24 protein-coding genes and 2 tRNA genes are annotated in these 26,280 nt (G+C 60.5%); 18 read left to right on the forward strand and 8 right to left on the reverse strand.

Going from position 1 to position 26,280, the window contains the following annotated elements:
- Positions 1-8: 8 nt before the first annotated feature.
- Positions 9-2,513, reverse strand: a complete 2,505-nt coding sequence (locus tag AB5Y82_RS16735) for a bifunctional diguanylate cyclase/phosphodiesterase (protein ID WP_058058057.1) — start codon at positions 2,511-2,513, stop codon at positions 9-11.
- A gap of 368 nt (positions 2,514-2,881) precedes the next feature.
- Here AB5Y82_RS16735 and raiA point away from each other — a divergent pair, with 368 nt between their 5' ends.
- Positions 2,882-3,220, forward strand: coding sequence for a ribosome-associated translation inhibitor RaiA (raiA, locus tag AB5Y82_RS16740; protein WP_005334257.1), 339 nt, complete (start codon positions 2,882-2,884; stop codon positions 3,218-3,220).
- A gap of 111 nt (positions 3,221-3,331) precedes the next feature.
- On the opposite strand, the gene AB5Y82_RS16745 is transcribed toward raiA, so the two are convergent.
- On the reverse strand, positions 3,332-3,841 hold the full coding sequence (locus AB5Y82_RS16745; RefSeq protein WP_111899777.1) for a VC2046/SO_2500 family protein: 510 nt from the start codon (positions 3,839-3,841) through the stop codon (positions 3,332-3,334).
- A gap of 124 nt (positions 3,842-3,965) precedes the next feature.
- On the opposite strand from AB5Y82_RS16745, the gene AB5Y82_RS16750 reads away from it, so the two are divergent.
- A tRNA-Tyr gene (locus AB5Y82_RS16750) sits at positions 3,966-4,050 on the forward strand.
- A 34-nt stretch (positions 4,051-4,084) separates the two neighbouring features.
- Positions 4,085-4,169, forward strand: a tRNA-Tyr gene (locus tag AB5Y82_RS16755).
- Positions 4,170-4,344: 175 nt separating this feature from the next.
- Here AB5Y82_RS16755 and AB5Y82_RS16760 read toward each other — a convergent pair.
- Positions 4,345-8,145 (reverse strand): translocation/assembly module TamB domain-containing protein, encoded by a 3,801-nt coding sequence (locus AB5Y82_RS16760; RefSeq protein ID WP_111899673.1) that lies wholly within the window; start codon positions 8,143-8,145, stop codon positions 4,345-4,347.
- Positions 8,146-8,206: 61 nt separating this feature from the next.
- The gene (locus AB5Y82_RS16765) at positions 8,207-9,982 is read right to left on the reverse strand and encodes an autotransporter assembly complex family protein (protein ID WP_111899672.1); all 1,776 of its coding nucleotides are present in this window, start codon (positions 9,980-9,982) and stop codon (positions 8,207-8,209) included.
- A 514-nt stretch (positions 9,983-10,496) separates the two neighbouring features.
- Between AB5Y82_RS16765 and AB5Y82_RS16770 the strand changes: the two genes are divergently transcribed.
- The 10 genes from AB5Y82_RS16770 (at position 10,497) to mltB (ending at position 20,343) form a co-directional block, all read left to right on the forward strand.
- Positions 10,497-10,871 (forward strand): hypothetical protein, encoded by a 375-nt coding sequence (locus tag AB5Y82_RS16770; protein ID WP_111899671.1) that lies wholly within the window; start codon positions 10,497-10,499, stop codon positions 10,869-10,871.
- 133 nt (positions 10,872-11,004) lie between these two features.
- Entirely contained in the window at positions 11,005-11,283 is a 279-nt protein-coding gene (locus AB5Y82_RS16775; protein ID WP_040066119.1) for a peptidylprolyl isomerase, read from the forward strand.
- A 179-nt stretch (positions 11,284-11,462) separates the two neighbouring features.
- Positions 11,463-12,137, forward strand: a complete 675-nt coding sequence (locus AB5Y82_RS16780) for a DUF1499 domain-containing protein (RefSeq protein WP_368174264.1) — start codon at positions 11,463-11,465, stop codon at positions 12,135-12,137.
- 25 nt (positions 12,138-12,162) lie between these two features.
- Complete coding sequence (locus tag AB5Y82_RS16785; RefSeq protein WP_021231092.1) at positions 12,163-12,744, forward strand: carboxymuconolactone decarboxylase family protein; 582 nt, start codon at positions 12,163-12,165, stop codon at positions 12,742-12,744.
- The gene (locus AB5Y82_RS16790) at positions 12,744-14,897 is read left to right on the forward strand and encodes an FAD-dependent oxidoreductase (RefSeq protein WP_368174265.1); all 2,154 of its coding nucleotides are present in this window, start codon (positions 12,744-12,746) and stop codon (positions 14,895-14,897) included. Before AB5Y82_RS16785 ends, AB5Y82_RS16790 begins: the two co-directional genes overlap by 1 nt.
- Positions 14,898-14,914: 17 nt before the next feature.
- Positions 14,915-16,111: an ABC transporter substrate-binding protein gene (locus AB5Y82_RS16795; protein WP_368174266.1), complete on the forward strand. Its 1,197-nt coding sequence runs from the start codon at positions 14,915-14,917 to the stop codon at positions 16,109-16,111.
- A 77-nt stretch (positions 16,112-16,188) separates the two neighbouring features.
- Positions 16,189-17,823 carry an ABC transporter permease gene (locus tag AB5Y82_RS16800; RefSeq protein WP_368174267.1) on the forward strand — a complete coding sequence of 545 codons (1,635 nt, stop codon included), beginning with the start codon at positions 16,189-16,191 and terminating at the stop codon, positions 17,821-17,823.
- Between the two features lie 23 nt (positions 17,824-17,846).
- Positions 17,847-18,497: an ATP-binding cassette domain-containing protein gene (locus AB5Y82_RS16805; protein WP_236357307.1), complete on the forward strand. Its 651-nt coding sequence runs from the start codon at positions 17,847-17,849 to the stop codon at positions 18,495-18,497.
- Positions 18,498-18,513: 16 nt separating this feature from the next.
- A complete protein-coding gene (locus tag AB5Y82_RS16810; RefSeq protein ID WP_106843189.1) occupies positions 18,514-19,128 on the forward strand; it encodes a CDP-alcohol phosphatidyltransferase family protein in 615 nt (204 codons plus the stop codon).
- Between the two features lie 132 nt (positions 19,129-19,260).
- On the forward strand, positions 19,261-20,343 hold the full coding sequence (mltB, locus tag AB5Y82_RS16815) for a lytic murein transglycosylase B (protein ID WP_236768574.1): 1,083 nt from the start codon (positions 19,261-19,263) through the stop codon (positions 20,341-20,343).
- A gap of 90 nt (positions 20,344-20,433) precedes the next feature.
- Here mltB and pgm read toward each other — a convergent pair whose 3' ends face one another.
- On the reverse strand, positions 20,434-22,083 hold the full coding sequence (gene pgm, locus AB5Y82_RS16820; RefSeq protein ID WP_368174268.1) for a phosphoglucomutase (alpha-D-glucose-1,6-bisphosphate-dependent): 1,650 nt from the start codon (positions 22,081-22,083) through the stop codon (positions 20,434-20,436).
- 58 nt (positions 22,084-22,141) lie between these two features.
- Positions 22,142-22,651 (reverse strand): replication initiation negative regulator SeqA, encoded by a 510-nt coding sequence (gene seqA / locus AB5Y82_RS16825; protein WP_335865850.1) that lies wholly within the window; start codon positions 22,649-22,651, stop codon positions 22,142-22,144.
- 274 nt (positions 22,652-22,925) lie between these two features.
- Between seqA and AB5Y82_RS16830 the strand changes: the two genes are divergently transcribed.
- Genes AB5Y82_RS16830 through fldA form a run of 4 tightly spaced genes read left to right on the forward strand, consistent with a single transcriptional unit; the run spans position 22,926 to position 24,866 of the window.
- Entirely contained in the window at positions 22,926-23,708 is a 783-nt protein-coding gene (locus tag AB5Y82_RS16830) for an alpha/beta fold hydrolase (protein ID WP_368174269.1), read from the forward strand.
- Between the two features lie 55 nt (positions 23,709-23,763).
- Positions 23,764-23,985 (forward strand): DUF2788 domain-containing protein, encoded by a 222-nt coding sequence (locus AB5Y82_RS16835; protein WP_005334296.1) that lies wholly within the window; start codon positions 23,764-23,766, stop codon positions 23,983-23,985.
- Between the two features lie 20 nt (positions 23,986-24,005).
- Positions 24,006-24,302, forward strand: a complete 297-nt coding sequence (ybfE, locus tag AB5Y82_RS16840) for a LexA regulated protein (protein WP_005334297.1) — start codon at positions 24,006-24,008, stop codon at positions 24,300-24,302.
- A 39-nt stretch (positions 24,303-24,341) separates the two neighbouring features.
- Positions 24,342-24,866 (forward strand): flavodoxin FldA, encoded by a 525-nt coding sequence (gene fldA / locus AB5Y82_RS16845; RefSeq protein WP_005334298.1) that lies wholly within the window; start codon positions 24,342-24,344, stop codon positions 24,864-24,866.
- 90 nt (positions 24,867-24,956) lie between these two features.
- On the opposite strand, the gene AB5Y82_RS16850 is transcribed toward fldA, so the two are convergent.
- Positions 24,957-25,430, reverse strand: coding sequence for a DUF4442 domain-containing protein (locus tag AB5Y82_RS16850; protein ID WP_162632485.1), 474 nt, complete (start codon positions 25,428-25,430; stop codon positions 24,957-24,959).
- A 242-nt stretch (positions 25,431-25,672) separates the two neighbouring features.
- Here AB5Y82_RS16850 and fur point away from each other — a divergent pair, with 242 nt between their 5' ends.
- Positions 25,673-26,101 carry a ferric iron uptake transcriptional regulator gene (gene fur, locus AB5Y82_RS16855; protein WP_005334301.1) on the forward strand — a complete coding sequence of 143 codons (429 nt, stop codon included), beginning with the start codon at positions 25,673-25,675 and terminating at the stop codon, positions 26,099-26,101.
- Positions 26,102-26,175: 74 nt separating this feature from the next.
- On the opposite strand, the gene AB5Y82_RS16860 is transcribed toward fur, so the two are convergent.
- The coding region (locus AB5Y82_RS16860; RefSeq protein ID WP_219296089.1) for an integrase core domain-containing protein at positions 26,176-26,280 on the reverse strand (105 nt) is incomplete at its 5' end.

Here is a 26,280-nt window from a genome sequence, read left to right on the forward strand (position 1 = left end):
AGCAGGGACTATTTTTCTGCCTCACTCAGCTGTATTTCGCGCAGTTGCTCCGGTCTGGTCAGCCGCTGTACATATTTCTCCAGATAGGGCACCGGCAGCGGCTTGGAGGCGAGATAGCCCTGATAGAAACTGCACCCCTGCGCCTTGAGAAACTCCAGTTGCTGACGGGACTCCACCCCTTCCGCCGTGACGTTGAACCCCATATGTCGCGCCATGGCGATCACCGCCTCGACGATGGCCATGTTGTCACCATCTTTCGGGATGTCCTGAATGAATGAGCGGTCGATCTTGAGCTCATCGGCAGGCAGCCGCTTGAGGTAGCTCAGGGAGGAGTAACCGGCGCCAAAATCGTCGATGGCAAAGCTGATGCCGAGCTCCTTGAGCTCGGTCATCTTGCTGATGGTGTCCTCGGCATGGCCCAGCACCACGGACTCGGTGATCTCCAGATTGAGGCAGGCCGGATCCATGCCGGTTTGCGCCAACACATCGTGGATCCGCTCGACAAAATCAGTGGCATGGAACTGCTTGGCACTGACGTTGACCGAGATCTGCGGAATGTGGATGCCGTTCTCCTCCCACAGCACATACTGGGCGCACGCCTCGTGCAGCACCCAGTTGCCGATATCGACAATCAGATCGGTCTCCTCGGCGATGGGGATAAATTCTGCCGGCGAGACCAGCGAGCGACCGGCCGGCTGCCAGCGAATGAGCGCCTCGACACCAATGATATCGCCGCCATCGACCATATGCTGGGGCTGATAGTAGAGGGTCAGCTCTTGCTGGCTGAGGGCGTTACGCAGCTCGTTGTGAATGAGCAGACGGCGATCCGCCTGCTGCTGCATCGAGGCATCGAAGAAGCGACGGGTCTTGCGGCCAGCGGACTTGGCCTGATACATGGCGGTATCCGCCTGCTTGAGCAGATCATCAACCCCCTGCTCCCGATCCGGAAACAGGGTAATGCCGACACTGGCGCCGATGTGCAGCACCTGCCCCACATAGGTATAAGGAGCGGCAATCTCGGTGATGAGCCGCTCGGCAATGATATCGGCCTGCATCTCCGCCTGGGGCGGGCTGGCCGAGAGCGATGGCAGCAGCAACACAAACTCGTCACCGCCGAGGCGGGCCAGACAATCCCCCTGTCTCACCAACCGTTTGAGACGGGCGGCGACCTCTTTGAGCAACCAGTCACCGGTGGCGTGGCCGAGGGAGTCGTTAATGGTCTTGAAGTGATCGAGATCGATAAAGAGCAGCGCGCCAATCAAGCCATCGCGGGTCGCCTCGTTGAAGGTCTGCACCAGGGTCTCATGCAACTGACGGCGATTGGGCAATCCGGTCAGCTCGTCGTAATAGGCGAGATCCTGAATGCGTCGCTCGGCCGCCTTGCGCTCGGAAATATCTTCAAAACAGATGACAAAGTGGCTGATCACCCCTTTTTCATCCTGCACCGGTGTCACTATCTCCCACTGGGGATAGGTGTGACCATCGACATGGCGACGCTGGGTCTCCCCCTGCCAGCGGCTGAGGGTATTGAGCTCGTAGCCGAGCCCCCCCAGATTTGGCCAGAGATCCTCTTCCAGATGCAGGCCCAGCACCGATTGGCTGTCGAAGCCGGTGATCTGGCTGAAGGCGTTGTTGACCCGCAAGATCTTGAACCCCGGATCCGTGATGATGATCCCTTCGTGGGTCTCGAATGCAACGGCAGAGAGCCGCATCTGGGCATCTGATTGCAATCGCTCCAGCTCGGCCACCATCCGTACCGAGAAGGTATTGAGCACCGAGGTGAGATTGCTGGTATCTGCCGGGGCCGAATAGAGCAGCGCCAGATGGCCCAGAAGTTGGCCTCTGGCATCAAACAGCGGCTGACCATAATAAGTCTGCCCGGCCGCCAGCCAGGGTTGATACTCCTGCGACTCGTCGATCACCTCGAAACAGATGGCCCCTTGCTTGTAGAGCTCCTGACAGGGGGATCCCGCCAGCGGATAATCCTTCTGCGCCAGCCCGTCGGCGGCCAGCACTTTGACCCGGTCGGCACCGCACAACTCACCCACCCAGACCGCATCCACCTTGAGGATATGGGCCAACTGGCTGACCAGGGTATTGAAGAAATCGAGCCCGGTGCGGGCAGAAAGCGCCTGCGCCAACTGGGTGAGCAGGGTGGTTTGCAGCAACGGCAAAGAGAGATTGAGGGAGGAGACCGCACTGTTGGCGGTATCAAGAGGGGCCAGCCAGCCACAGCAGATCTGCTGGGTGGGCACAAACTGGCCGCTCCAGAGCACATGGTTGAGCTGCCCCTGATCATCTTTCAGATGACCGATGAACTGTTCAGGCAGATGTGATTCATGAAGCCGGACGAGAAAGTCGGCAAAGCCTGCCTCATCTTCCGGTAACAGGCGAGCGGCCCAGGGATGATTGCCCTCCCCTTGCCACTGCTGGTAGGCCCCCTGATCAGAGAGACTCCACTGATCATGTTGCCGATCGAAAAACCACATGACTTGCGTGGCCTGCTGCTTCATTTACCACTCCAACACAACAACCAACCACGTTTGATGTCCAATCAGGCATAGCAACGCCCCCTGCATCCGCTCATCAGATCAGAGGTTGCGAGGGAAGAGTACAAACATGCGATATCAAGCAGTGGAAACCGGACATGAGGTCGACACGAAGTGCTGCCAAGAAGGGACAGAAACGATCCTATTCCCGTCATACTGCCTGCCAGTTTCATGGAGCTCAAGCTGTTTTTGGCACGAAACCGGAAAAGATCACAATTTATAAGTTGCTGAATAGCCAAGGGAAGGTTATGTGACATGGATCACATTTCAATCTTTACCAATGAGTAATCTGAAGGTGAAGACACAAGCAAGACGACCCGAAGGGGGCCAATATGAAAATCGAAATTACCAGCAAAATCATCGACATCACCCCGGCTATCCGCGAGCGCATCGAATCCCGTTTTGAAAAGCTCGAACGTCTTCAGGTGCCTCTCATCACACCCCATGTGATTGTTTCCAAAGAGCGTCTGATGTTCACTGTCGAAGCCAGTGCTGGCATCCCCAACGGCAAACTGTTTGCCCAGGCAGAGCATGAGGATCTCTACGCCGCCATCAACGAACTGGGGCAAAAACTGGAGCGCCAACTCAACCGTCACACCGAAAAGCCGATTGCCCGTCGTGCCAACGCTGCGCTCAAAGAGCAGCCGCAACCGGATGAAGCTGACGCTTGATAGCATGCCGCAAGGCTAAAAATTCTAAAGAGCATAAAGGCGGGGTCACCCGCCTTTTTGTTGCCTGTGATTTGCCGACAAGCATCGCGTTACACCAGTGAACAGGCGCCATCAACTGAGCCACTGCAACCGGGTATCCACCCCCTCTTGCAAACGATCGAGGATCGGCAGCAATACCAGCGGATCCTCCTGCCTCGGCACATCGGCCAGCTTTCCTTGCAACCGCTCCCGCGCCAGCGGCGACAGGTTGTCGTAGACAGCCTCATCCAGCAGCGGCTGTTTGACCGCAAGCGGCGGCATTTGCAGCGCCAGCCAGAGCCGCACATCCACCATGCTTCCCCCCTGTTGCAGCCGCTCATTGATGGCACTGCAATCACTCCCCGCCCCTTCAGCCACCAGCACCTCTGCCGGTCTCAGGTCAAAGTGCAGACGCCAGTCACGGCTCTGGGGAGTGGCCGCCGGTTTGGCATCAAACCAGGGCTGCTCCTCCACCGCATCAGTCAGCAGGGCCAGATGCAACCGGAAATCCGCCCGATCCCCATGCTGCAGGTCGCGGTTGAGGCGCTGCCCCAACTGGCCCTCATCTACGAGCAGGTGATTACGGATTGAACTGGGCAGCATGAGATAACTCTCGAAAATGGCGATTTCACTGGTTATCGGCCACAAATCCAATTCTTTTAATGGAAAAATCCTGCTTGGGGGTTCACAAAACCGGAAGATCTGTTAGTATGCGCCTCGTACTTGTGGAGGGGTTCCCGAGCGGCCAAAGAGATCAGAGTGTAAATCTGACGGCTCTGCCTTCGAAGGTTCGAATCCTTCTCCCTCCACCATTTCAAGTGCGACAATTTGAAAGCAATACCCCGTGGAGGGGTTCCCGAGCGGCCAAAGGGATCAGACTGTAAATCTGACGGCTCTGCCTTCGAAGGTTCGAATCCTTCTCCCTCCACCATCATTCAGAAAGCCCGGCCTAGCGCCGGGTTTTCGCATTTCTGGTCTGCCCAATCCGTTATTCCTCTGCACACCAGTCCCTTATCGCCGTTTGCCTGCTGCCGATCGCGCAATAAAAAACGGGAGGCCTGCGCCTCCCGTTTACGTTCATATCAGCCCAGTTACGGGATGAAGCGTTACAGGGTGAAGCGATAGAAGATATCAACCGCCTGAGCCACCCCGCTCATCGCCTGCAGATAGAGCCGTGGCAATACCTCGTAGCGCAGCTTGAATTCGGCGATGGGGCTGAAAACCCCGACCCCGTACTGGAACTGCAAGCCCGGCAGCAGATAGGCCGACAAAGTCACCTGGGTGTTGTCGCCACTGCCCGCGGTATCGAGGGAGACATCGCTCATCCCGAGCGACTCGCCGATGCTCGACACCACGCCATTGGCCTGATTGACCGCACCGGCCACCAGCAGACCGTTGAAACCGCCATCTTCTCCGTTGGTTTGCAGCCCTTTGCCCCGCAGCAGATAGGAAAGCTGCTCTGACTGCGCCATCTGCGGCTCGGAGTAGACGGTGATCTCCGGCTTGCTGGCAGGGCCGGTCACCCGCACCCCGACCGTCACCTGACCCTCGATGGTATCGGGATCCCGGTTGGCTTCGATGTTGAGGAACGGCCGATCCAGCGGACCGGAGAAGAGGATCCGCCCCTCCTTGATGATGAGGTTCTGACCATAGGCCTTGAAGCGGCCGTTGGTCAGCACCAGCTGGCCGTTGCCTGCCAGCGGTTTCTCGGGATCCTGACGGATATTGAGACCACCGGAGACATCGGTCTTCAGCCCCATGGCATCAAGCTTCACATCGTTGCCAAGGCGGATCGCCACCTTCATCGCCAGCGGCAGGCTGGCCTGCTTGGGAGCCGGTGGCAGATCGTCATAGACCACAGTCACATCATCGGAGACCGCCACTGCCGAATCCGGCAAGCTCTTGACCAGAATGCGCGCCCAGGGAATATCCACCTGACCGGTAATCCGGGTCTCCTCCCCCAGCGACACCGCGATATCGGGAGAGACTCTGACCCGGCCCATGCCCGGATATTGCGCCTCCAGATCCTTACCCTGAATGGTGAGGCTGCCGCTGACCGGCATCTTGGCCCAACTGAGCCAGCCGCCCAACGCCAGCGGCCCCTTGCCCACCAGCATGGAGCCATCGAGCTCGGCGCGGTTGCCCTCGATCTTGAGGCGGGTCACCAGCTTGGTCAGGGTGACCATGTCGGAGTGGGTCTGCACTTCACCGTCACGCAGGTTGAGCTGGCCAAACAGCAGGGGCGCCGCCAGCGTGCCGTCGAAGCGGGCATCGGCGGAGATGATCCCTTGCAGGGAGCGCACCTCAGGGATGAGCGGCGCGAAGGTATTGAGCTTGAGATCGTCAAACTTGAGCTGACCACCGAGCAGACCGCGACCGGCGGGCTCCTTGATCAGCAGATCGGTATCGATATTGCCGATCTGTTTGGAGGCAAAATCGAGGCGAATAGCCGCCTGCTGCCGCTCGAAATCCAGGGCCAGGGCCAGCTGCTGATAGTCGGTCTTGAGGCCATCGGCCACAAAAGTGCCCGGAGTGGTGCGCACCACCGCATGCAGGGTCGGCTGATTGCCACGCCAGCTGGCACGCCCATCGGCGGAGAGCATCGCCTGCCAGCGGAAGTTGTCCGGCAACCAGGGGCGCAGCCGCTTGAGATCAAACTCGCTCAGGGCAAACTCCAGGGTGCCCTGCGCAGCGGAGACCTGACTCCCCTTGACGCAGAGGCTGGCCCCCTGGGAGCCGAGGCAGAGATCCCCCATCGCCAGCCGCTGACGCGGCAGATCGAGATCCAGTGCCCAGGGGGAGCTCAAGTCCCAACGGCGCAGCGGGGTTTTCAACTGCAACTCGGAGAGCGCCCCGCGCCAGTGATCCCCGCGCACGCCGCCACCCAGTTTAAGGTTGGCCGCAACAGGGTCACCCTTCATGGTCAGGGTCAACAGATGCTGACTGATATCGCCGCTGAGGTTCAGGGCCAGCTGGCTGAGCTTGGTATCCCCCTGTTTCAACTGCGCCACCAACAACGCGAGCTCACCGGCCGGTTTGGCACCGATCGCCACATTGCCCTTGAGGCTAATACCCTTCAGGTCGGTGCCGGCATAGTAGAGCCGGTCGGAGGCCAGATCCGCATCGATTTTTGGCGTCTGCTGATTGCCACTGACCTTCACCTGTCCCTTGATATCCCCTTTCAGGCCAGGATAGATGCCCCCCAGCTGGGGAGCCTGCAGGTTGGCATCGAGCTTCCACTGGGCGCTGCTGATACTGCCCTTGGCCTGCAACTGGTTGGGGCCACTTTGCAGCGAGAGCGCCGGGATCTGCCACTCCATCTTGTCGTTACCGCTGAGCTCCCCCTTGAGGGCCAACGGATACTGGTTGAGCTTGCCATCCACCTTGAGCTTGGGCAGTTTCAGCTCCCAGTGGCCCGCCTCGTTCATCACGAAACGGCTCTCCAGCTCACCGGCCAGCGTCCCTTTCAGCTCGGGCAGCAGCTCGGCCGGATTGATCCCCTTGAACAGTGTGGTCCCCTGCCACTCAACCCCCTTGTTCCAGGCGAGTTTGCCATCGAGTTTGAGCTCCCCCTTGAGGGCGTTGAGCTGCAAGGCGATCTTGCTGAGCCGCTCCAGATCCCCCTTGCCGTCCAGCGCAAGCTTGAAGGGGGGGACATCGGTCCCCTTGCCGGAGGTATTGAGGGCAAACTGGTAGCCGGAGAGCTTGCCCTTGGCAGTCAGGCTCCCCTTGTCCAGCCGATAGCTCGGCTCATCTTTGGCAGGCTTGTGCAACGGCCAGCCGAGGCTCTTCCAGTCGAGGGCCAGATCAAAAGGGAGATCCGGGTCGAGAGCGGCCAGCGAGCCCTTGAGATTGGCTGCAATCGGCCCTTTGGCCGACAACGCCAACCCCAGCTTGCCGACCGAACCGCTCAGCGCCAGCGTGGCCTGCTCACCCTGCAGCTCGCCATCCAGCAGCCCCTTGCGGGCCTTGGCATCCAGCGTCACCGCCAGCGGGTAGTCGTCACTGAGCTGGATGTGTCCCTTGAGCGCCAGATCGGCCATGGCGTGGCGCAGCGAGAGCTCGCGCACCTCGATGCGATCGTCGGCAGCAGTGGCCGACAGCAGCAGCTTGTCGAGCCCTTCAATCAGCTCGCCCTGCTTATATTGCACCCGGGTCGCGCTGACCCCTTCCAGCTGGATGGGGAAAGGAAGATGAATGGCGGGCAGGAGAATGGGGGCAGCCTTTGCCGTGTTCGCAGCTGGCGCCCCTTTGCCCTGTTTGGCTGTCTCGGCGCTGGCCTTGTCGTTGCGCGCCACCGCAGCTCCGGCTTGCTTCTCGTTAGCGGCCGGCTGCTTGGCGGATTTGGCTGCGCTGGCAGGTGCCGCGTCGTCCAGCGTCACCTTCAGGTTATCGAGCACCGGGCCGCGTACAATCAGCCCCTTACGGTTGAGGGTGGCGCCGATATCGAGGGACCCCAGGGTCACTGCCACGCCGGGCACCGCCAGATCGAGATCGGCCACCTTGAGGCTGTCGACCTGAATTTTGAGGGGGAGCGGATGCCAGACAAAAGGCTCCGACGGCTCTTCCGGCGCAGGCTCGGAGTCGGCTACCTTGACCACCGGATGGGTAACCACCAGGGATTTTATCCAGAGCTTGCCCTGCAGCAACTTGCCGAGATCCCAGTCGAGCACGGCGCGATCCACCGTGACATCCACCAGCTCATCCTGCCAACCCGCCCCTTCCAGAGTCCAGCCATAGCCAAGCTGGCCCGCCACCAGCTCCCCCTTGAGGGAGGGCAGCGCTCCCTTGGCCTGTTGCCACAACCACTTGTTGCCCTGATGGGTAAAGCCCAGCAGGCTGACGCCGATGAGCAGCAGGAACACCAGCCCCATCAGCCAGAGAAAAATACGTTTTAGCCAGATCACAATGCAGACCCCCGCGCAAGATACAGCCGCAGCGGCCAAAGAAAAAAGCGTTTAGACAACATCATAATTCAGGCCCCAATGCGAAATGCAGCCGCAAGGGCTTGTCCTCCTCCGATACCCCGACCGCCAGATCCAGCCTGACCTGGCCGATGGGGGTGACCCAGCGTACACCGACGCCGGTACCTATTTTCCAGGGCTCGCTGTAATCGGTGGTTGAGGTGCCGCCATCCACAAACATGGCCCCCAGCCACTTCTCGCTGAAGCGGTAGTTGTATTCCAGACTGGCCACGCTGGTGTAACGGCCACCGGTCAGCTTGCCATCCGGCCCGGTGGGGGAGATGCTCTCGTAACCAAAGCCGCGCACCGTCTGATCGCCACCGGTAAAGAAACGCAGAGAAGGCGGCACCAGCGAGAAGCTGTCACCTATGATGGCCCCCTGCTCGGCCCGCATCAGGAATCTGTGGTTATCGCCAAGAGTTCGCAGCCACTTGCTGCGTCCCCACACCCGCATAAAGCTGATGTCGGAGCCCCATCTGGGATCGGAGAACTCCAGCGTCAGCTGCTGGCGATCCCCCCAATCGGGCACCAGAGTACCGCGCACCCGCAGTCGGGACCAGGAGACCCCGGGGATCAGCAGCAAGCTGTTCCCCTCGTCGGCGCCCTGGGTATAGATCTCGTTCTCCAGCCGGATAAAGACGTCCCGATCCCAGCTCTCCGGCCGCCGCGTCCAGCGGTGTACACCGATGGTAGTGAGATCGGAGCGGGTATCGTTGTTGTCCTTGTACTGGTAGCCGGTCTGGATGGAGTAGTAGTCCCGCAGCGGGTTGCCCACCGGGATCTGATAGTCGAAGCTGAGCTCTGCCTCCGGCGCCGACACCTTGGCGGTGGCAAACAGACGATGACCATAGCGGTTGACCCAGGGCTTCTCCCAGGTGGCACTCATCCGCGGCCCCACGTCGGTGGCGTAACCGATACCTGTCTCGATTTCGTGATCGACCCGGTTATCCAGCGTCACCGCAATGGGCACCCGATAGTTGCTCGCCTCGCTCAATACCGGCTTGATATCGACCTGACGGAACAGCTTGGTGGAGGAGACATCCTGCGACATCTCGGCCAGACGGATGGCGAGATAGGGGTCGCCGCTCTTGATGTTGATAAGCGGGCGAATAAGGTGAAGCGCTTCGGGAGTGGCATCGTAGCGGATCTCGCCAAAACGGTAGCGATGGCCCGACTCGAACAGAATAAAGATCTCCGCCGTCCCCTTGTCCGGGAACACCTTGACCTGGCTCTTGCTCAGCTTGGCATCAAAGTAACCGCGGGCCAGCCCGAGGCTGCCCAGATCCGCCTTGATGGATTCATATTTGGCGTGGTTGAGGGGCTCCCCCTCTTTGAGGGGCAACTTGTCCAGCAGGGCGCTGTAGAGCTCGTCGCTGCCCGCATCCCCCTCCAGCAGAATATCGAGGCGGGAGACGATGACCGGCTCCCCCTTGTCCACCTCAATCACCACTTTGGACGGGGTTTTCTTGTCGCGACTCAGGGTGATTTTCGGCTGGTAGTAGCCATAAACCTGCAGCGCCTTTTGCACGCTCTCGGTGATTTTGGCGCGGGCCGGGCGGTATTGCCGCTCCTGATAGACCGGCAGGGCATTGAGGTAGGCTTCGACGTTATCCTTGTTCTCCCCTTTCAACCCCTTGACCTGATAGGTGAGCTTGGCGGCAAACGCGGGCGAAGCCAGCAGCGACAGCAACACGCCCACCCCTAGTACCCGCAGGCCGCGGCGAAACGCAGGGCCGAACAGTGAACGCCCTGCCAGCAGGGATGAAATGCATCCTGTCAAAGGTCAATATTCCTGAATCTGTGGTGAAGGAAACCAGCGCCCTTTCGGGCCAACCCCGAATGCGGCGCAGCACGCCATGCCGTGCATGGCCGTGACACAAAAATGCGCGCCAGAAAAATGGCGAACCTTATCCTAACATAGGCATCGGCCAGCGACAGCGCGGCGCTATTGGCAAATTCACCATATCTTTTAAGAGGTTGACCACAAATCACACATTTTGGTGACAATGACGCCGCCCGCTTTCCCGATGGAAGCGAATTGACCTGCCCTGAACAAGGTTCACTTCGTCGTCAGGCACCATTTGTCGCCTCTCCCCCTCTCATTACCACCAGAAACCCACCACGACAGAGTTTGTCGGCATCACCCCACCATCACCGTTTAACAGTCCCGGAACACCCTAAAGCCCGCCGTAGCGGGTGATTAAGAATTGCTCGTTCAGCGCAATCGAATTATCCCGCTGCCTTTGCAAGCGCCCCTCCCTCACACTTGAACCATCAACTGAAGGAGACACATCATGCATGCACGTAGCGAACAGATGGCTGACTATATTGCCGATCGTCTCGAGTTCATCACCTTTCTCGCCTGTTGCAGCGCCCTGCTGGCCCTGCTGACCGGCATGAGTGGCCAGCAGGCGCTGGCCTTTACCGCCCTGAACCTGCCGTTTGGCCTCGGCATTCTGCTGGCGATGGCGCTGCTGGCCCCACTGCCCGTCCACTGGCGGCTGCCGGGCATCACCTTGCTGCTGGCAGGTTGCGCCCTGATGACCCTGCAACTGGGGGGTGAGTGGCTCAATCCGCTGGCCATCTGGAGCCTCTACGCCCTGCTCGGGCTGGAGATCATCTGGCAAGCGCGTCCCCGCGTCGTGCGGGCCACCCGCGCTCGCCAGTAACAGGGCTGACGATCGCCGGTAAATGGCGGGCTGTGATGGCTGACGCCGGTGGCAAATTGGGGTACTCTTGCGCCCCGATTTGCTACCCCCCTTGGCGTTAACAACCTTCGCCATCACTCCCAGGAGCGCCCCGATGAAAAAAGCCTGTGCCCAGCACATTCTGGTCAAGACCGAAAAACAGTGTCTGGAGATCAAGGAGAAGATCGAGAAGGGAGCCGACTTCGGCCAGATGGCCAAGCGCTTCTCTACCTGTCCCTCAGGCAAGCGTTTTGGCGATTTGGGTGAATTTTCCAAGGGCGATATGGTGAAAGCATTTGACGATGCCGTATTCAAGGGTGAACTGCTCAAGGTGCTGGGACCGGTGCGCACCAAGTTCGGCTTTCATCTGATCAAAGTGCTCTATCGCAACTAAGTCATCGCAACTGACCATTTTCTCGGTGAAGCTCCCATCAGGTGGGCTTCATCGACCTCTGCATCTCCCTCGCAAAACTGACCAAAACCACGCCAAACTCTCATCAATTTACTAACGTTATCAGGCAATTAAGTTTATCCTTCTCGGCATTGTCCACATTCGACGATGGATCCCGTGCTATGCCCCGCTCTTGCTTGTGGCCCCTGCTGGCCTGGTTACTCCCGCTCGCTGGCGCCCTCGGCAGCCGCTTTCATCTCTGGCCCTGGTGGATCGGTTTTGCGATCTGTCTCATCGGAGCCCTTGTCTCCCTGATCTTGCTGGTGCGTCTGCCCTGGAGCCGTAACCGCTATGCCAGCGGCCTTGGCGCCTTGCCACTGCTGCTACCGCTGACCTTTGTGCTGCAGGCGCTGCGGATGCCGCTGATCAACGATGTGAGCACAGATCCCTACAATCCCCCCCAGCTACGCTGGGCGGCAGAGCTCAGAACGGCGCAGGATCTGCCAATAAATAGCGCACCGCTGAAAGCAGTTGAGGCAAAACCCGGTCCTCTCTTTACCAGGGCCTCTCCTGCCGAAGTGCTGATTGAAGCCAACGAGCTGATGCAGGAGCTGGGCTGGCAGGTACGACCGAGCCAGGATGGTCTGGATGCAGTGGTCACCACCGGCTGGTTCGGCTTTCAGGATGATGTGGCACTGCGGGTCTTTGCTGGCCCCAAAGAGACCCGCATCGATATGCGATCAGCCTCCCGTCAGGGGCAAAGCGATCTGGGCACCAACCGGGCGCGGATCGAGGATTTCCTGACCCGCCTGAACGAGCGCCTCGGTCAGGCCTACAAACCCAATTTGAAACCGTAAGTGTGAAACAACAAGAAGGTAACTGATGCGCGTTGAGGTCAAACCCGACCGGGAATATGCCTGGTTTATCCGCCCCTTTTTCTGGCTGCAAAAGCGCAACTATGGTCAGGTGCTTATTCCGGGCAAGTGCTGGGGCCGCTCGCCGCGCCTCTTTGCCGCCGTCGCCACCCTCTACGGGGTCATCAACCGCAAGCGCTCCCCCATCGACCCCGTGCTGCGTTCGCTGGTGACGGTGCGGGTCTCCCAGCTCAACTGGTGTCGTTTTTGCGTCGACATCAACGCCATGACCCTGGTAAAGAGAGCAGGTTCAAGCGAGAAGGTGGAGGCGCTGGCCAACTGGCGCGAAAGCCCCTTGTTTGACGAGCGGGAAAAAGCGGTGCTCGACTATACCGAAGCGATGACTGGCCTCGATGGGGTGAGCGATGAACAGGCGGCCCGCCTCAAACCCTGGTTCGATGACGATGCCATGGTGGAGCTGACCGGCCTTATCGCCTTTCAGAACATGTCGGCCAAGTTCAACGCTGCCCTCGATATCGCGCCGCAGGGCTTCTGCCAGCTGCCGGTGCAACCGGAACGCCCTGCCCAGCCAGACAGCAAGGACGCCTGATGAACCGGACCCGCCTGCTGCTTGCACTGGTGATGGGGAGCCTTATCGGCGCCTTTTTTGCTCTCGATCTTGGCCGTTACCTCACTCTGGACGCCTTGCAGGCCCAGCAGGCGGCAGTGGCGCAATGGGTCGACAGCCACTTTGTCTCGGCGAGCCTGCTGTTCGTGCTTATCTATGTGCTGAGTACTGCCCTCTCCCTGCCCGGCGCCAGCCTGCTCACCCTGGGTGGCAGCGCTGTGTTCGGCGTCGCCTGGGGGCTGCTGCTGGTCTCCTTTGCCAGCACCATAGGCGCAACCCTCGCCTTTCTCAGCGCCCGTTTTCTGCTGCGCGACTGGGTCACCGCCCGCTTTGGCGACAAGCTGGCCACCTTTCAGTCCGGCATGGCGAAGGAGGGGGCCTTCTATCTGCTGAGCCTGCGCCTCATCCCCATCTTCCCCTTCTTTCTGGTCAATCTGCTGATGGGGCTCACCCCCATCAGAGTCAGCACCTACTATTGGGTCAGCCAGCTTGGCATGCTGCCCGGCACCTTCGTCTATGTGCTGGCGGGCAGCGAGCTTGGCCAGTTAACCAGCACCGGCAATATCCTCTCCCCCGGCCTGATGGTCGCGTTGACCCTGCTGGGGCTGATGCCCTGGCTGGTCAAGAAATTGACCACATACCTCGCGCGACGGCGCCTGCTCGCCCCTTACCGCAAACCCGCTCGCTATGACTACAACCTGCTGGTAATAGGTGCTGGGGCAGGTGGGTTGGTTACCAGCTATATCGCGGCAGCGGTGAAGGCCAAGGTGGCGCTCATCGAGAAGCACAAGATGGGGGGCGATTGCCTCAACAGCGGCTGTGTCCCCTCCAAGGCGCTGATCCGAAGCGCCCGCTTTGCCGCAGAGCAGCGTAAAGCCGACGAGCTGGGCTTTAGCCCAAGCCACTCCCGCGCCGATTTTGCCGCCGTGATGGAGCGGGTGACGGAGGTGATCAAGGAGGTCGAGCCACACGACTCCATCGAACGCTATCAGGGGCTTGGAGTGGAGTGCATCGAAGGGGAGGCGCGGCTGGTCTCTCCCTGGGAGGTGGAGGTTAACGGCCAGCGCCTTGCCAGCCGCCATATCGTTATCGCCACCGGCGCCCGGCCGCTGGAGCCCAAGCTGCCGGGGCTGGATCAGGTGCCTTACCTCACCTCGGATAGCCTCTGGCAGCTGCGCACCCCGCCGCACCGCCTGCTGGTGCTGGGCGGCGGCCCTATCGGCTGCGAGCTGGCCCAGAGCTTCGCCCTGCTCGGCATTCCCGTGACCTTGGTGGAACTCTCGGAGCAACTGCTGCCCCGCGAAGATAGAGCGGTCGCCGATGCTCTGGCCGGGCAGATGAGCCGCGATGGTGTGCAGCTACTCACCGGCTGGCGCGCCGAACGAGCCGACTATCTGCCCGCAGCCGAGGGGGATCTCCCCATCCGGCTGCAACTGCGCCGTGGCGATGAGACACAGGTGGTGGAAGGGGATCAACTGCTGCTGGCACTGGGTCGGGTCGCCAATGTGAGCGGCTTCGGGCTCGAAGCGTTGGGAGTCGAGCTTGCCCCCCGCGGCACCCTAGCGGTCGATGGTTTTCTTGCCACCAACTTCCCCAGCATACTGGCGGTGGGAGACGTAGCGGGCCCTTACCAGTTCACCCACTTCGCCGCCCATCAGGCCTGGTATGCGGCGGTCAATGCCCTGTTTGGTCAGTTCAAGCGCTTTCGGGCCGACTATCGGGTCATTCCGGCGGCCACCTACACCACGCCGGAGATTGCCCGGGTCGGCCTCAATCGCAAGGAAGCCGAGGCGCAGGGGATTCCCTTCGAGGCGACCTGCTTCGAGCTGGCCGAGCTGGACAGAGCCATCGCCGATGGGGAGCGCCACGGTTTTGTCGAGGTGCTGACCGTGCCGGGCAAGGATACTATCCTTGGCGCCACCATAGTGGGCACTCACGCCGGTGAGCGGATCGCCGAGTTCGTGCTCGCCATGCGTCACCGCCTCGGCCTTGGCAAGATCCTCGGCACCATTCACGCCTATCCCACCCTGATGGAGGGGAACAAATATGTGGCGGGTGAATGGAAAAGGGCCCACCAGCCCACCCGGGTACTGGCGTTGCTGGCCCGTTATCACCGCTGGCGCCGTGGCGCCTGACAATCAGGGAAACGTTTATGCTCAAGCCATTCTCACAACTCAACTCACAGCTCAAACAGCGGATAAACGCCCTGCTGTGCGCCCTGCCACTGCTGGCCAGCGGCCCGCTGTTAGCCAGCCCTGGTGACAACTGGCAACGGACCCTTGAGGAGGCGAAGGGGCAGACCGTCTACTTCAACGCCTGGGGCGGCAGCCCGGAGATCAACGCCTATCTGGTGTGGGCCGGGCAGGAGCTGGCACGCGACTATCAGGTCAAGCTGGTGCAGGTGAAGGTGGATGACATCGCCCAGAGCGTCAGCCAATTGCTGGCCAACAAGCAGGCGGGCAAGCAAGCTGGCGGCCCCATCGACCTGCTCTGGGTCAACGGCGAGAACTTCAAGGCGCTCAAGGAGCAGGGGCTGCTCGGCGCTCCCTTTACCGCCGAGCTGCCCAACATGGCGCTGGTAGATAGCACCCTGCCGGTGAGTGAGGACTTCACCCTGCCGGTGGAAGGGCTGGAAGCCCCCTGGGGTATCGGCCAGCTCAATCTGATGGTCGACACCGAAGAGGTCACCAGAGCGCCCACCTCGGCTGCTGCCCTGCTTGCGTGGGCCAAGGCCCATCCCGGCCGCTTCACCTATCCCAAGCCGCCCCAGTTCCATGGCTCCAGCTTTCTCAAGCAGATCTTGCTGGAGCTGACGCCGGATCCCGCCCCTCTCTATCGGGAGGCGACCGATAGAGAGTTCATCAGGATCACAGCTCCGCTCTGGGCCTGGCTCGATGAGCTGCATCCGGCACTCTGGCGCAAGGGCAAACTGTTCCCCACCAGCGCCGCTGAGACCCGCCAGCTGCTCGATGATGGCGAACTGGCCATGGCTATCAGCTTCAATCCACAGGAGGCGCAAAGCGCCGCCCAGATTGGCGCCCTGCCCCCCAGTGTGGAGGCGATTGCCATGGAGAAAGGGGCGCTCACCAACAGCCATTTTCTCGCCATCCCCTTCAACGCCAGTGCCCGTGCGGGTGCCAAGGTGGTGGCCAACTTCCTGCTGAGCCCGGCGGCGCAGGCACGAAAAGCCAATCCGGCATTCTGGGGTGATCCCAGCGTGCTGCGGGCCGATACCCTGCCTGATTCAGCCAAGGGGCAACCGGCACTGCGCTTCAAAGCGGTGGCCGAGCCTCACCCCAGCTGGCAGCTCAAACTGGAAGCGGCCTGGGCCGAGCGTTACGGCCACTGATGAGTGCTGCTGGTCACCCGCATTCCCGCTCCCGACCGTGGCGCCGGTTGACACGCCACCCCAATATGAGTACGGGGATGGCGGTTATTTATCTGGCGCTCTTCGTCATCCCATTGCTGGCGGGGCTGTGGCAACTGCTGGCGGAGGGGATGACCGCCTCTCATCTTGCCTTGCTGCTGGCCCAACCCGGTCTTTGGCACTCCGCTGCGCTGAGCCTGTGGATTGGCGCCGCCTCAACCCTCGGTAGTCTGCTGTTGACCGCCTTGCTGTTGGCCCACAGCGACAGCCGGGCTTTCGGGCTGCTCCACCGTCTGCTCTCGCCCATGCTGGCCATGCCCCACGTCGCCTTTGCCATCGGCTTTGCCTTTCTGCTCGCCCCCTCCGGCTGGCTGCTGCGGCTCGTCTCGCCAGCGCTGACCGGGTTTGAACTGCCTCCCGATTGGCAGACCATTCGCGACCCTTGGGGGCTCGGGCTGATTGCACTGCTCGTGTTCAAAGAGACCCCCTTTTTGCTGCTGATGGCCATGGCCGCACAGCAACCCATCTTGCTGGCACGCCAGCAGTGGCTGGGAGCAAGCCTCGGTTTCAGCGCCCCCCAGATCTGGTGGCGCCTGCTGCTGCCCGTCCTCTGGCCTGCCCTGCGCCTGCCCATCTATGCGGTGGCGGCCTACGGAGTGGCGGTGGTGGATCTCGCCCAGCTGCTCGGGCCCGATGCCCCCGCCCCGCTGGCGGTGCGGTTGTGGCTCTGGTATCAGGATCCGGATCTGCTCTGGCGCGGCGCCACCGCCAGCGGCGCCCTGCTGCTGCTCGCCATCACGGCGCTGCTCATCGCCCTGTTCAGATTACTGGAGTGGCTTCATAAAGAGATGGGCAAAGGCTGCTGGCTCGATGGCAAACGGGCGGCGCCCCACTTCTTTGCCAACCGGCTCGCAGCGGGCTTTGCCTTCACCCTGATCACCCTCAATCTGGCGGTGCTGGCGGCGCTGCTGCTCTGGTCACTGGCGCGCCGCTGGCCCTTTCCCGCCCTCTGGCCCAGCCAGTGGAGCAGTCACTACTGGCTGGATCTGCTGCCAACCCTGCTGCCTCTGCTGGCAACAAGCGCACTGCTGGCGCTGGTGAGCGGCTTGCTGGCACTGGTGATTGCGGTGTGCAGTCTGGAGGCACAAGCCGGCCGCCGCCCCTGGCCACTCTGGCTTATCTGCCTGCCGCTGTTGCTGCCGCAGGCAAGCCTGCTGTTTGGTATCCGGCTCGGGCTGGACTGGCTTGCTCATGACTCGATAAGTAGAGGCATTGGCTGGGGCTGGGTGCTCTGGAGCCAGCTGCTGTTTGTCTTTCCCTATGTCTATTTGTGTCTGCATGGCCCCTATCGCCAGTTCGATCCTCGGATCACCCAGAGCGCTCTGCTGCTGGGGGCTACGCCATGGCGAGCCTGGTGGCAGGTCAAAGCGCCGCTGCTGGCGCGCCCGCTGCTGTTTGCCTTCGGCGTCGGGGCGGCGGTGAGTTTGGCCCAATATCTGCCGACTCTGCTCTTTGGCGCAGGCAGAGTGGTCACCATCACCACCGAAGCGGTGGCCATCGGCAGCGGCCTCAACCGGCGGCTGGCGGGGCTCTACGGCCTGCTGCAACTGCTGCTGCCGCTCGTTATCTATCTGCTGGCACTCTGGCTGCCGACGCGGATCAATCCGGCGCTCAAGGGGGGCGGCTCACGATGAACTCTCACGATGGAAACAGCCATATGCTGAGCACCACGCCTCTTCGGCTTTACCTTGATGAAAATCTGCTGCTTTCGCTGCCCGCCCTGCAAGTGGCCCCCGGCGAGGTATTGACCCTGATGGGCCCAAGCGGCTGCGGTAAAAGCTCCCTGCTAGCGGGGCTGGCTGGAGTACTACCGAGCGCGCAGACAGATAGCGGCCCGATCCGGCTGGAGGGGGAGGTAAGGCTCGGCGAGCGGCCACTCAACACCTTGCCTGCGCAAGCGAGGCGCATCGGCATGCTGTTTCAGGATGACCTGCTGTTCGACCATCTGACGGTAGCGGAAAACCTGATGTTCGGCATGCCGGCGACCATCAAGGGAAAACGTGCGCGGCGGGAAAAGGCGCTGACCGCATTGGCGCAGGTCGCACTGGCAGATCAGGCTGACAAGCTGCCGCAGCTGCTGTCAGGGGGTCAGCGAGCGCGGGTCAGTCTGCTGCGGGCGCTGTTGGCGGAACCCGACGCCCTGCTGCTGGACGAGCCCTTCTCCCGCCTCGACAAGCCGCTGCGGGCCGCCTTTCGCGAGCTGGTGTTCGCGCAGATCAAGGCGTTGGCCATCCCCGCCATCCTGGTGACCCACGATGCGGAAGACGCGCCGGGCACCATACTCCACCTCACCGAATGCCACTGTTAACCGAGGAGTGTTCACCTTGTTTGATCGCCATCTAATCCCCGTGATCCGCAGCCCTCTCACCCAGCTTGCCAAACCGCTCTGCCGTGCCGGGATCAGTGCCAATCAGGTGAGCCTCACCGGCTTTGCCATCGGCATGCTGGCGCTGCCGCTGCTGGCCTTTGGCAGCTATCAGTGGGCACTCGCGACCATCCTGCTCAATCGGCTGCTGGACGGGCTCGATGGCGCCGTGGCGCGGGAAACCGGCATCACCGATTGCGGCGGCTTTCTCGACATCACCCTCGACTTTATTTTCTACGCCGCCGTGGTGCTGGGCTTTGCCCTCGCCGCCCCCGCCAATGCGCTGCCCGCCGCCACCCTGCTATTTGCCTTTATGGGTACCGGCTCGAGCTTTCTGGCGTTTGCCATCATGGCGGGCAAGCGGGGGATCGACAATCCGGTCTACCACCACAAATCTCTCTACTATCTGGGTGGCCTCACCGAGGGGAGCGAGACCATCGCCCTGTTCGTGCTGATGTGCCTGTGGCCCGCCGCCTTCGCCCCGCTCGCCTACGGCTTTGCCCTGCTCTGCGCCATCACCACCCTGACCCGGCTCTGGAGCGGCTACCACACCCTGCGTCCCCCCCAGCCCTAAACAGCACAGCCCTCACAGAAGGGCTAATCCATCGCACGATGAATTGGCGGCAAACAAGGCGCACGGAACACTTGCACGGGGATGACAATGTTTTACCATTGCGGCACTTTTATCAGTCTCTTTGAGAACCCTATGCGTCGCCTTGCCTCTCTTCTCACTCTGTCGTTATTCCCCCTGCTCGGTGGCTGCAGCAGCGCCCCAGCGCCAAAGCCCGTGGTCGTCCCCCAGCCCAAGAGCGCCTTTATCAATCAGGCTCCATCGAGCAAACCCGTTTATACACAAGGGGTTAGCAAGGGGGACTTCGCCAATCGCCCCAACGTGGACCGGTTCGTCCAGAAGATGGTCGAGAAGCACGGTTTTGACAACGCCCAGCTGCATCAGGTGCTGGCACAGGCAGAGCGTTACGACTGGATCATCCGCCTGATGGATGCCCAGGCGCCGACCACCGCGAAGCCCACTGGCCCGACCGGTGCCTGGAACCGCTATCGCGCCAAGTTCATCACCCCGGACAACGTACAGAACGGCGTCAACTTCTGGCGTGAATACGCAAGCGAGCTGAACCGTGCGGAGCAGATCTACGGGGTGCCGCCGGAGATCATCGTCGGCATTATCGGGGTGGAGACCCGCTGGGGCCGGGTGATGGGCAAGACCCGCATTCTGGATGCGCTGGCCACTCTGGCGTTTGATTATCCGCGTCGCGCCGAGTTCTTCACCAGCGAGCTGGAAGCCTTCCTGGTGATGACCCGCGACGAGGGGATGGACCCCACCGAACCCAAGGGCTCCTATGCGGGCGCCATGGGCTACGGCCAGTTTATGCCCTCCAGCTTCCAGCGCTATGCGGTGGACTTTGACGGCAACGGCCACACCAACCTGTGGGATCCGGTGGATGCCATCGGCAGCGTCGCCAACTACTTCAAGGCCCACGGCTGGGAGAAAGGTCAACCGGTTGCAGTACGCGGTCAGGGCCAACTGCCCGGCTATGAGCATGGCTTCCAGACCCGCTACCCGGTCGCCACCCTGCGCCGCGCGGGGCTGACGCCAACCAGCAGCCTGGGCAACCACAGCGAGTCGAGCCTGCTACGCCTCGATGTGGGCACCGGCTACCAATACTGGTACGGCCTGCCCAACTTCTACACCATCACCCGCTACAACCACAGCACCCACTACGCCATGGCGGTGTGGCAGCTGGGGCTGGCGGTGAAGGCTGCGCGCTGACAAACCGCGAGCAGCAGATAAAAAAAGGAGCCTTAACGGCTCCTTTTTTATACCAATTACTTTATTTATTCACGGCAGATTGACCCGAAATCAGACCCCGGCCTTGGCCAGTGCCGCGGAGACGATCTGCTGGGCCTCCTGCTGGATGAGGTCGAGGTGCACGTCGCCCTTGAAGCTCTCCATGTAGATCTTGTAGATAGACTCGGTGCCGGAGGGGCGCGCCGCGAACCAGCCGTTCTCGGTCACCACCTTGAGGCCGCCGATGGCGGCATCGTTGCCCGGCGCCTTGGTCAGCTTGGCGATGATGGGCTCACCGGCCAGAGTGGAGGCTTCCACCAACGCCGGATCCAGCTTGGAGAGCACCGCTTTCTGGGCACTGTTGGCCGGGGCGTCGATCCGGCGGTAGCTGGAGCGGCCAAATTTGGCTTCCAGCGCGTCGTAATGAGCCTGCGGATCCTTGCCGGTGACCGCCAGAATTTCCGCCGCCAGCAGCGCCAGAATGAAGCCATCCTTGTCGGTGGTCCAGACGGTGCCATCTTTGCGCAGGAAGGAGGCGCCTGCGCTCTCCTCGCCACCAAAACCGAACTCGCCGCTGTAGAGGCCATCCACGAACCACTTGAAGCCGACCGGCACCTCTTTCAGGGTACGGCCAATCTCTCCGGCAACCCGGTCGATCATGGACGAGGAGACCAGCGTCTTGCCAACGGCTGCATCGGCAGACCAGCCGGTGCGATGGGTAAACAGATACTGGATCGCCACCGCCAGATAGTGGTTCGGGTTCATCAGGCCGGACTTGGTGACGATACCGTGACGGTCGTAGTCAGGGTCGTTGCCAAGGGCGATGTCGAACTTGTCCTTGAGGGCAATCAGGCTCGCCATGGCGAACGGGCTGGAGCAGTCCATCCGGATCTTGCCGTCTTTATCCAGGGTCATGAAGGAGAAGGTCGGGTCGACCTTGTAGTTCACCACCTCGATGTTCAGACCGTAGGTCTTGGCGATGACGTCCCAGTAAGCGACACCGGAGCCGCCCAGCGGATCGACACCGATCTTGATGCCTGCGTTCTTGATGGCGTCCATGTCCAGCACGTTCTTCAGATCATCCACATAGGGGGTGACATAGTCGTGCTCGACCACGAACGGGCTCTTGAGCGCCTCGGCAAACGGCATCCGTTTCACGCCAGCCAGACCCGCTTCCAGAATGGCGTTGGCACGATCCTCCACCCACTTGGTGATCTCCCCTTCGGCGGGACCACCGTGGGGCGGGTTGTATTTGAAGCCACCATCTTCCGGCGGGTTGTGAGACGGGGTGATCACCACGCCGTCAGCGCGGGCAGCAGGCTTGCTGGCATTGTGGCGCAGGATGGCGTGCGAAATGACCGGGGTCGGGGTAAAGCCGAGGCCAGCCTGAATGCGGGTCTCGACGCCGTTGGCCGCCAGCACTTCGACGGCGCTGGCAAAGGCGGATTCAGACAGGGCGTGGGTATCCATACCGACAAACAGCGGGCCCGTGATGCCGGCCTGCTGGCGATACTCCACCAGGGCCTGGGTCACCGCCAGAATATGGGATTCGGTAAAGGCGCTGTGCAGGGCGCTGCCACGGTGGCCGGAGGTACCAAAGGCCACCCGCTGCTCGGGGCGGCTCATGTCCGGCTTGTTGAGGTAGTAGGCGCTGACCAGACGGGGGATGTTGGTCAGGTCGCTTAAACGGGCCGGTTGACCGGCGTGGGAATGCTGAGCCATGGCGTTTTCCTTGCGTAATGGCGGCCTTGCCGGGCAAGGCCTGAGTCTTGAAGAATCGTTAAATGGCGCCACACACCTGCGCGATCACCTCTTCGCCATAGCCCATGCTGGCCATCAGCTGGGCCACCATGTTCTGCTTGCGGCTGGTGTTGGTGTTGGTGATCACCCAGAACGGGGTCTCCGGTACCGGCTTGGGCTTGGTGGTGCTGCCACTGGCACGCAGAGCCTCGGGATCCTGCGAGAAATAGACGCGCTTGCGCCCCTTGATTTCGGTGGCCTGGGTAAAGCCTTCCGGGTTATCCCGGTAGAGGGTACTCAGCACCAGCATAAAGCGGTTGATGGACTTCTCTTCCTTTTGCAGCTCACCAGAATCGAGCAGGGCTTGCAGCCCTTGTTGGGTGGCTACCGCACTGGGCTGCGCGACGGCAACGGGCTCGGCAACCGGCACACCTTGGTTAGCAGGTTGTTCCAGCAGACGGCGCAGGATATCGGAGGCACTTTCACCAATGTGCCGGGTCTGGCTGGCGATATAGAAGTAGAGATCGTCATCAAGCTCGATGGTTTTCATAGGGATGCGCTGGACTCGTCGAAATTCGGATGCGGCGATTATACATAGGCAAACCCGACAGCCCAAGCAAGGGGCTGGCAGATGTACATGAATCTCATCGAGAATACGGCATAATAGCGGGCCAAGTGTGTGATCAGCCGCACTGATAGCCGATCCGGACAGGATTTTTTAGAAAAAAAACCACATAAAATCCCAATCCATTGGACGAAATCCTTTTCTTTCCAGTGCGTTAAAAAAAACAGCGATACGCACCCACGACCGACAAGGTGTCATTTTGCAACAAAACAGCATATTGAACTTCAAGGCGCAGGGTCAGGGCCCGGCAGTCATTCTGATCCACGGGCTGTTTGGCAGCCTCGACAATCTCGGCCTGCTGGCCCGTGCCCTCTGCGAGCACTATCGGGTCATCAGCGTCGATCTGCGCAACCACGGATCCTCCTTTCATAGCAGCGAAATGAGCTATCCGGCCCAGGCAGCCGATATCCTGGCCCTGATGGATCGGCTGGAGATTGCCGAAGCGACCCTGATTGGCCACTCGATGGGTGGCAAGGTGGCGATGCAGGTCGCCAAGCTGGCGCCAGAGCGGGTGACCAAGCTGTTGGTGGCCGACATGGCGCCGGTCGCCTATCCCCACTCCCGCCACCAGAATGTCTTTGCCGGACTCAACGCCACACTGCGCACGCCGCCGCAAAGCCGCAGTGAAGCGGAAGCCATGCTGGCGCAGCATATCGAGATCGCCGGGGTACGCCAGTTCCTGCTCAAATCCTTCGCCAGAGGCGAGCAGGGCTGGGGTTGGCGCTTCAATGTGCCCGCCCTTGAGCAGAACTACGCCAACATCATGGGCTGGCCAGAGGATGAACGCCGCTTCGAGGGGCCGGTGCTCTTTATCAAAGGGGGGGATTCTGACTATATGCAGCCCCAATACAGCGAGACGGCACTGGCCCAATTCCCGGCGGCAAAGGTGCGTGTCATCGCGGGTACCGGCCACTGGCTGCATGCTGAAAAACCGGCTCTGTTCAACAAATTGGTTGTGGATTTCCTGTCGACAGGCGGTTAACAGTTTCAAATCCTTTGTGATATAGTGCGCCGGTCATAAGGAGTGTGCGCAATCCATGCTAAGTGAACATATCGACCTGATCGAAAGTTTGGGCCTCAAGTTATTCTTTGTGGCCATTTTCATATTGATTGGCCTGGCCATTCAGGACGTGCTCAAGCGCGGCAACGTGCCCCGTTTCGGTCGTTTTATCGTCTGGTTGGTACTGTTTCTGGGTTGTGCGGGTTTTGTCGCCAAGGGGCTGATCGAACTGGGCTGGGAAGGCTCAGGACTCGGCTAACTTACTTTCATCTGTGATGTATGGCCAAACAGCAAACTGATCGAACAACACTGGATCTGTTCGCAAATGAGAAGCGCCCCGGCAGGCCAAAGACCAATCCACTCCCCCGCGAGACCCAGCTCAAGATCAACAAGCGTAACCAGCTTAAGCGCGATCGGGAAAATGGGCTGAAGCGGGTAGAGTTAAAGGTGGAGGCCGAGTTGCTGGAGCGCCTGAACCAACTTGCGTTGCAACAGAACATCAGCCGAGCCGAGCTGATCCAATCTATCCTGAAACAACAGATTGAGTCCGCCTTTGCGGTGGACATTGCAGTCTGAGCGTTGAGCATTAACACCAAATACGGGTAACTAAACACTATGGCAAGTGTAGGTCTGTTTTTTGGCAGCGATACCGGTAACACCGAAGCTGTCGCCAAGATGATCCAGAAAGAGCTGGGCAAAAACCTGATTGAAGTCCGTGACATCGCCAAGAGCAGCAAGGCCGACATCGAGAGCTTTGATCTGCTGATGTTCGGCATCCCGACTTGGTACTATGGCGAAGCCCAAGCCGACTGGGACGACTTCTTCCCCGATCTGGGCGAAATCGACTTCACCAACAAGCTGGTCGCCATCTTCGGTTGCGGTGATCAGGAAGACTATTCCGAGTACTTCCTCGACGCCATGGGCACCCTGCGCGACATCGTCGAAGCCAAAGGCGCCATCATCATCGGTCACTGGCCGACTGCCGGCTACGAGTTCGAAGCCTCCAAGGCACTGGTCGATGACAAGCACTTTGTCGGTCTGGGTATCGATGAAGATCGCCAGCCGGAGCTGACCGCCGAGCGCGTCAAGGGCTGGTGCAAGCAACTGCACGAAGAGATGTGCCTGGGCGAGCTGGAGTAATCCGCTTCCCCTCATACCTCTGACAACAAGGGCCCCGACGGGGCCCTTGTTGTATCTGCAAGTGGCGATGCCTGCCTTTATTCACCCCTGTTATTCCCCTCTGTGCTCCGGTTTGGCCCGCACATAGAGGGTGCGCTTGACCTGCGCCACCAGCTCGCCGCTCTTGTCCTGCACCGTGACCTCGAATTCGGGGAAGTGCTTGTTGCCACCTTCGGTCGCCGCCACGATTTCGGCCAGCTTGCCCTCGGTCAGGTTAAACTCGGCCACCAGCTTGCCCTTGCCCGGCTTGATGTAGTTGATGCTGCCCGCCTTGTCCCAGACGTAATAGCGATTCTTGAAGTGGCCCATCAGCATCAGCGGATAGATGGGGTCCGTCATGGCAAACATGCTGCCGCCAAACTGGGTGCGGTTGGCATTCTTGTTCCACCAGCGGGATTTGAGGGTAACCCGACAGTAGCGAAAGTCATCGCTCAGGGTCTCTATCTTGATACCGGCGCCCCAGAAGGGGGGCCAGGCGTTGAGTGCGCGGCGCACCCAGGCCGCATTGTCAAAAAGCCAATCCATGGATCTCATCCGACCAGAAATATGAAAGTTACATCTTATCAACATCTGCCATGCCAGCAAGTCGGACAACACGATTGATTATTTCAATCCAACCGACCATTTATGGCTAAACCCCTTGAATTGCTGGGTTTATTTTTAGGGAGGCTACGACCTATAATGACAGGCCAAGCGAGTTCAAGGTTGCCATTCCTGCGGCAGTCCATCAGAATAACCCCACCTTCGAGAATGCGAATAAGTAGAATATGGCAGACAACAACCAAGCGTTAAAAAAGGCCGGGCTCAAGATCACCTTGCCCCGGGTCAAAATCCTGGAAATCCTGCAACAGCCGGACTGCCAGCACACCAGCGCCGAAGATCTCTATAAACGACTGATCGACCTGGGTGAAGAGATTGGTCTCGCTACCGTCTATCGCGTTCTCAACCAGTTTGATGATGCCGGTATCGTTACCCGTCACCACTTCGAAGGTGGCAAGTCGGTATTCGAGCTGGCCACTCAGGAGCACCACGACCACCTGGTTTGCCTCGACTGCGGCAAGGTGATCGAGTTCTCCGACGAGGTGATCGAACAGCGTCAGCGCGAGATCGCCAAGAAATTCAATATCCGTCTCACCAATCACAGCCTCTACCTCTACGGTCACTGTGCTACCGGTGAGTGCAAGCACGACGAATAAGTCGCCCGCGACTTGCAGATAACGGTGTCTAGTCCTGAAATAGGTTTACACATTTTCAACTAGCATTTCTCTACTCAGAACCCCCTATGTACTGCATCGGGGGTTCTGTATTTCAACGCATGATGCGGCCGCTCCGCGTTGTAAATATCCACCGCTTCACGCACCATTTCCCGCGCTTG

It is taken from the genome of Aeromonas sp. s13, assembly GCF_040907905.1.
Lineage (GTDB): Bacteria > Pseudomonadota > Gammaproteobacteria > Enterobacterales > Aeromonadaceae > Aeromonas > Aeromonas veronii.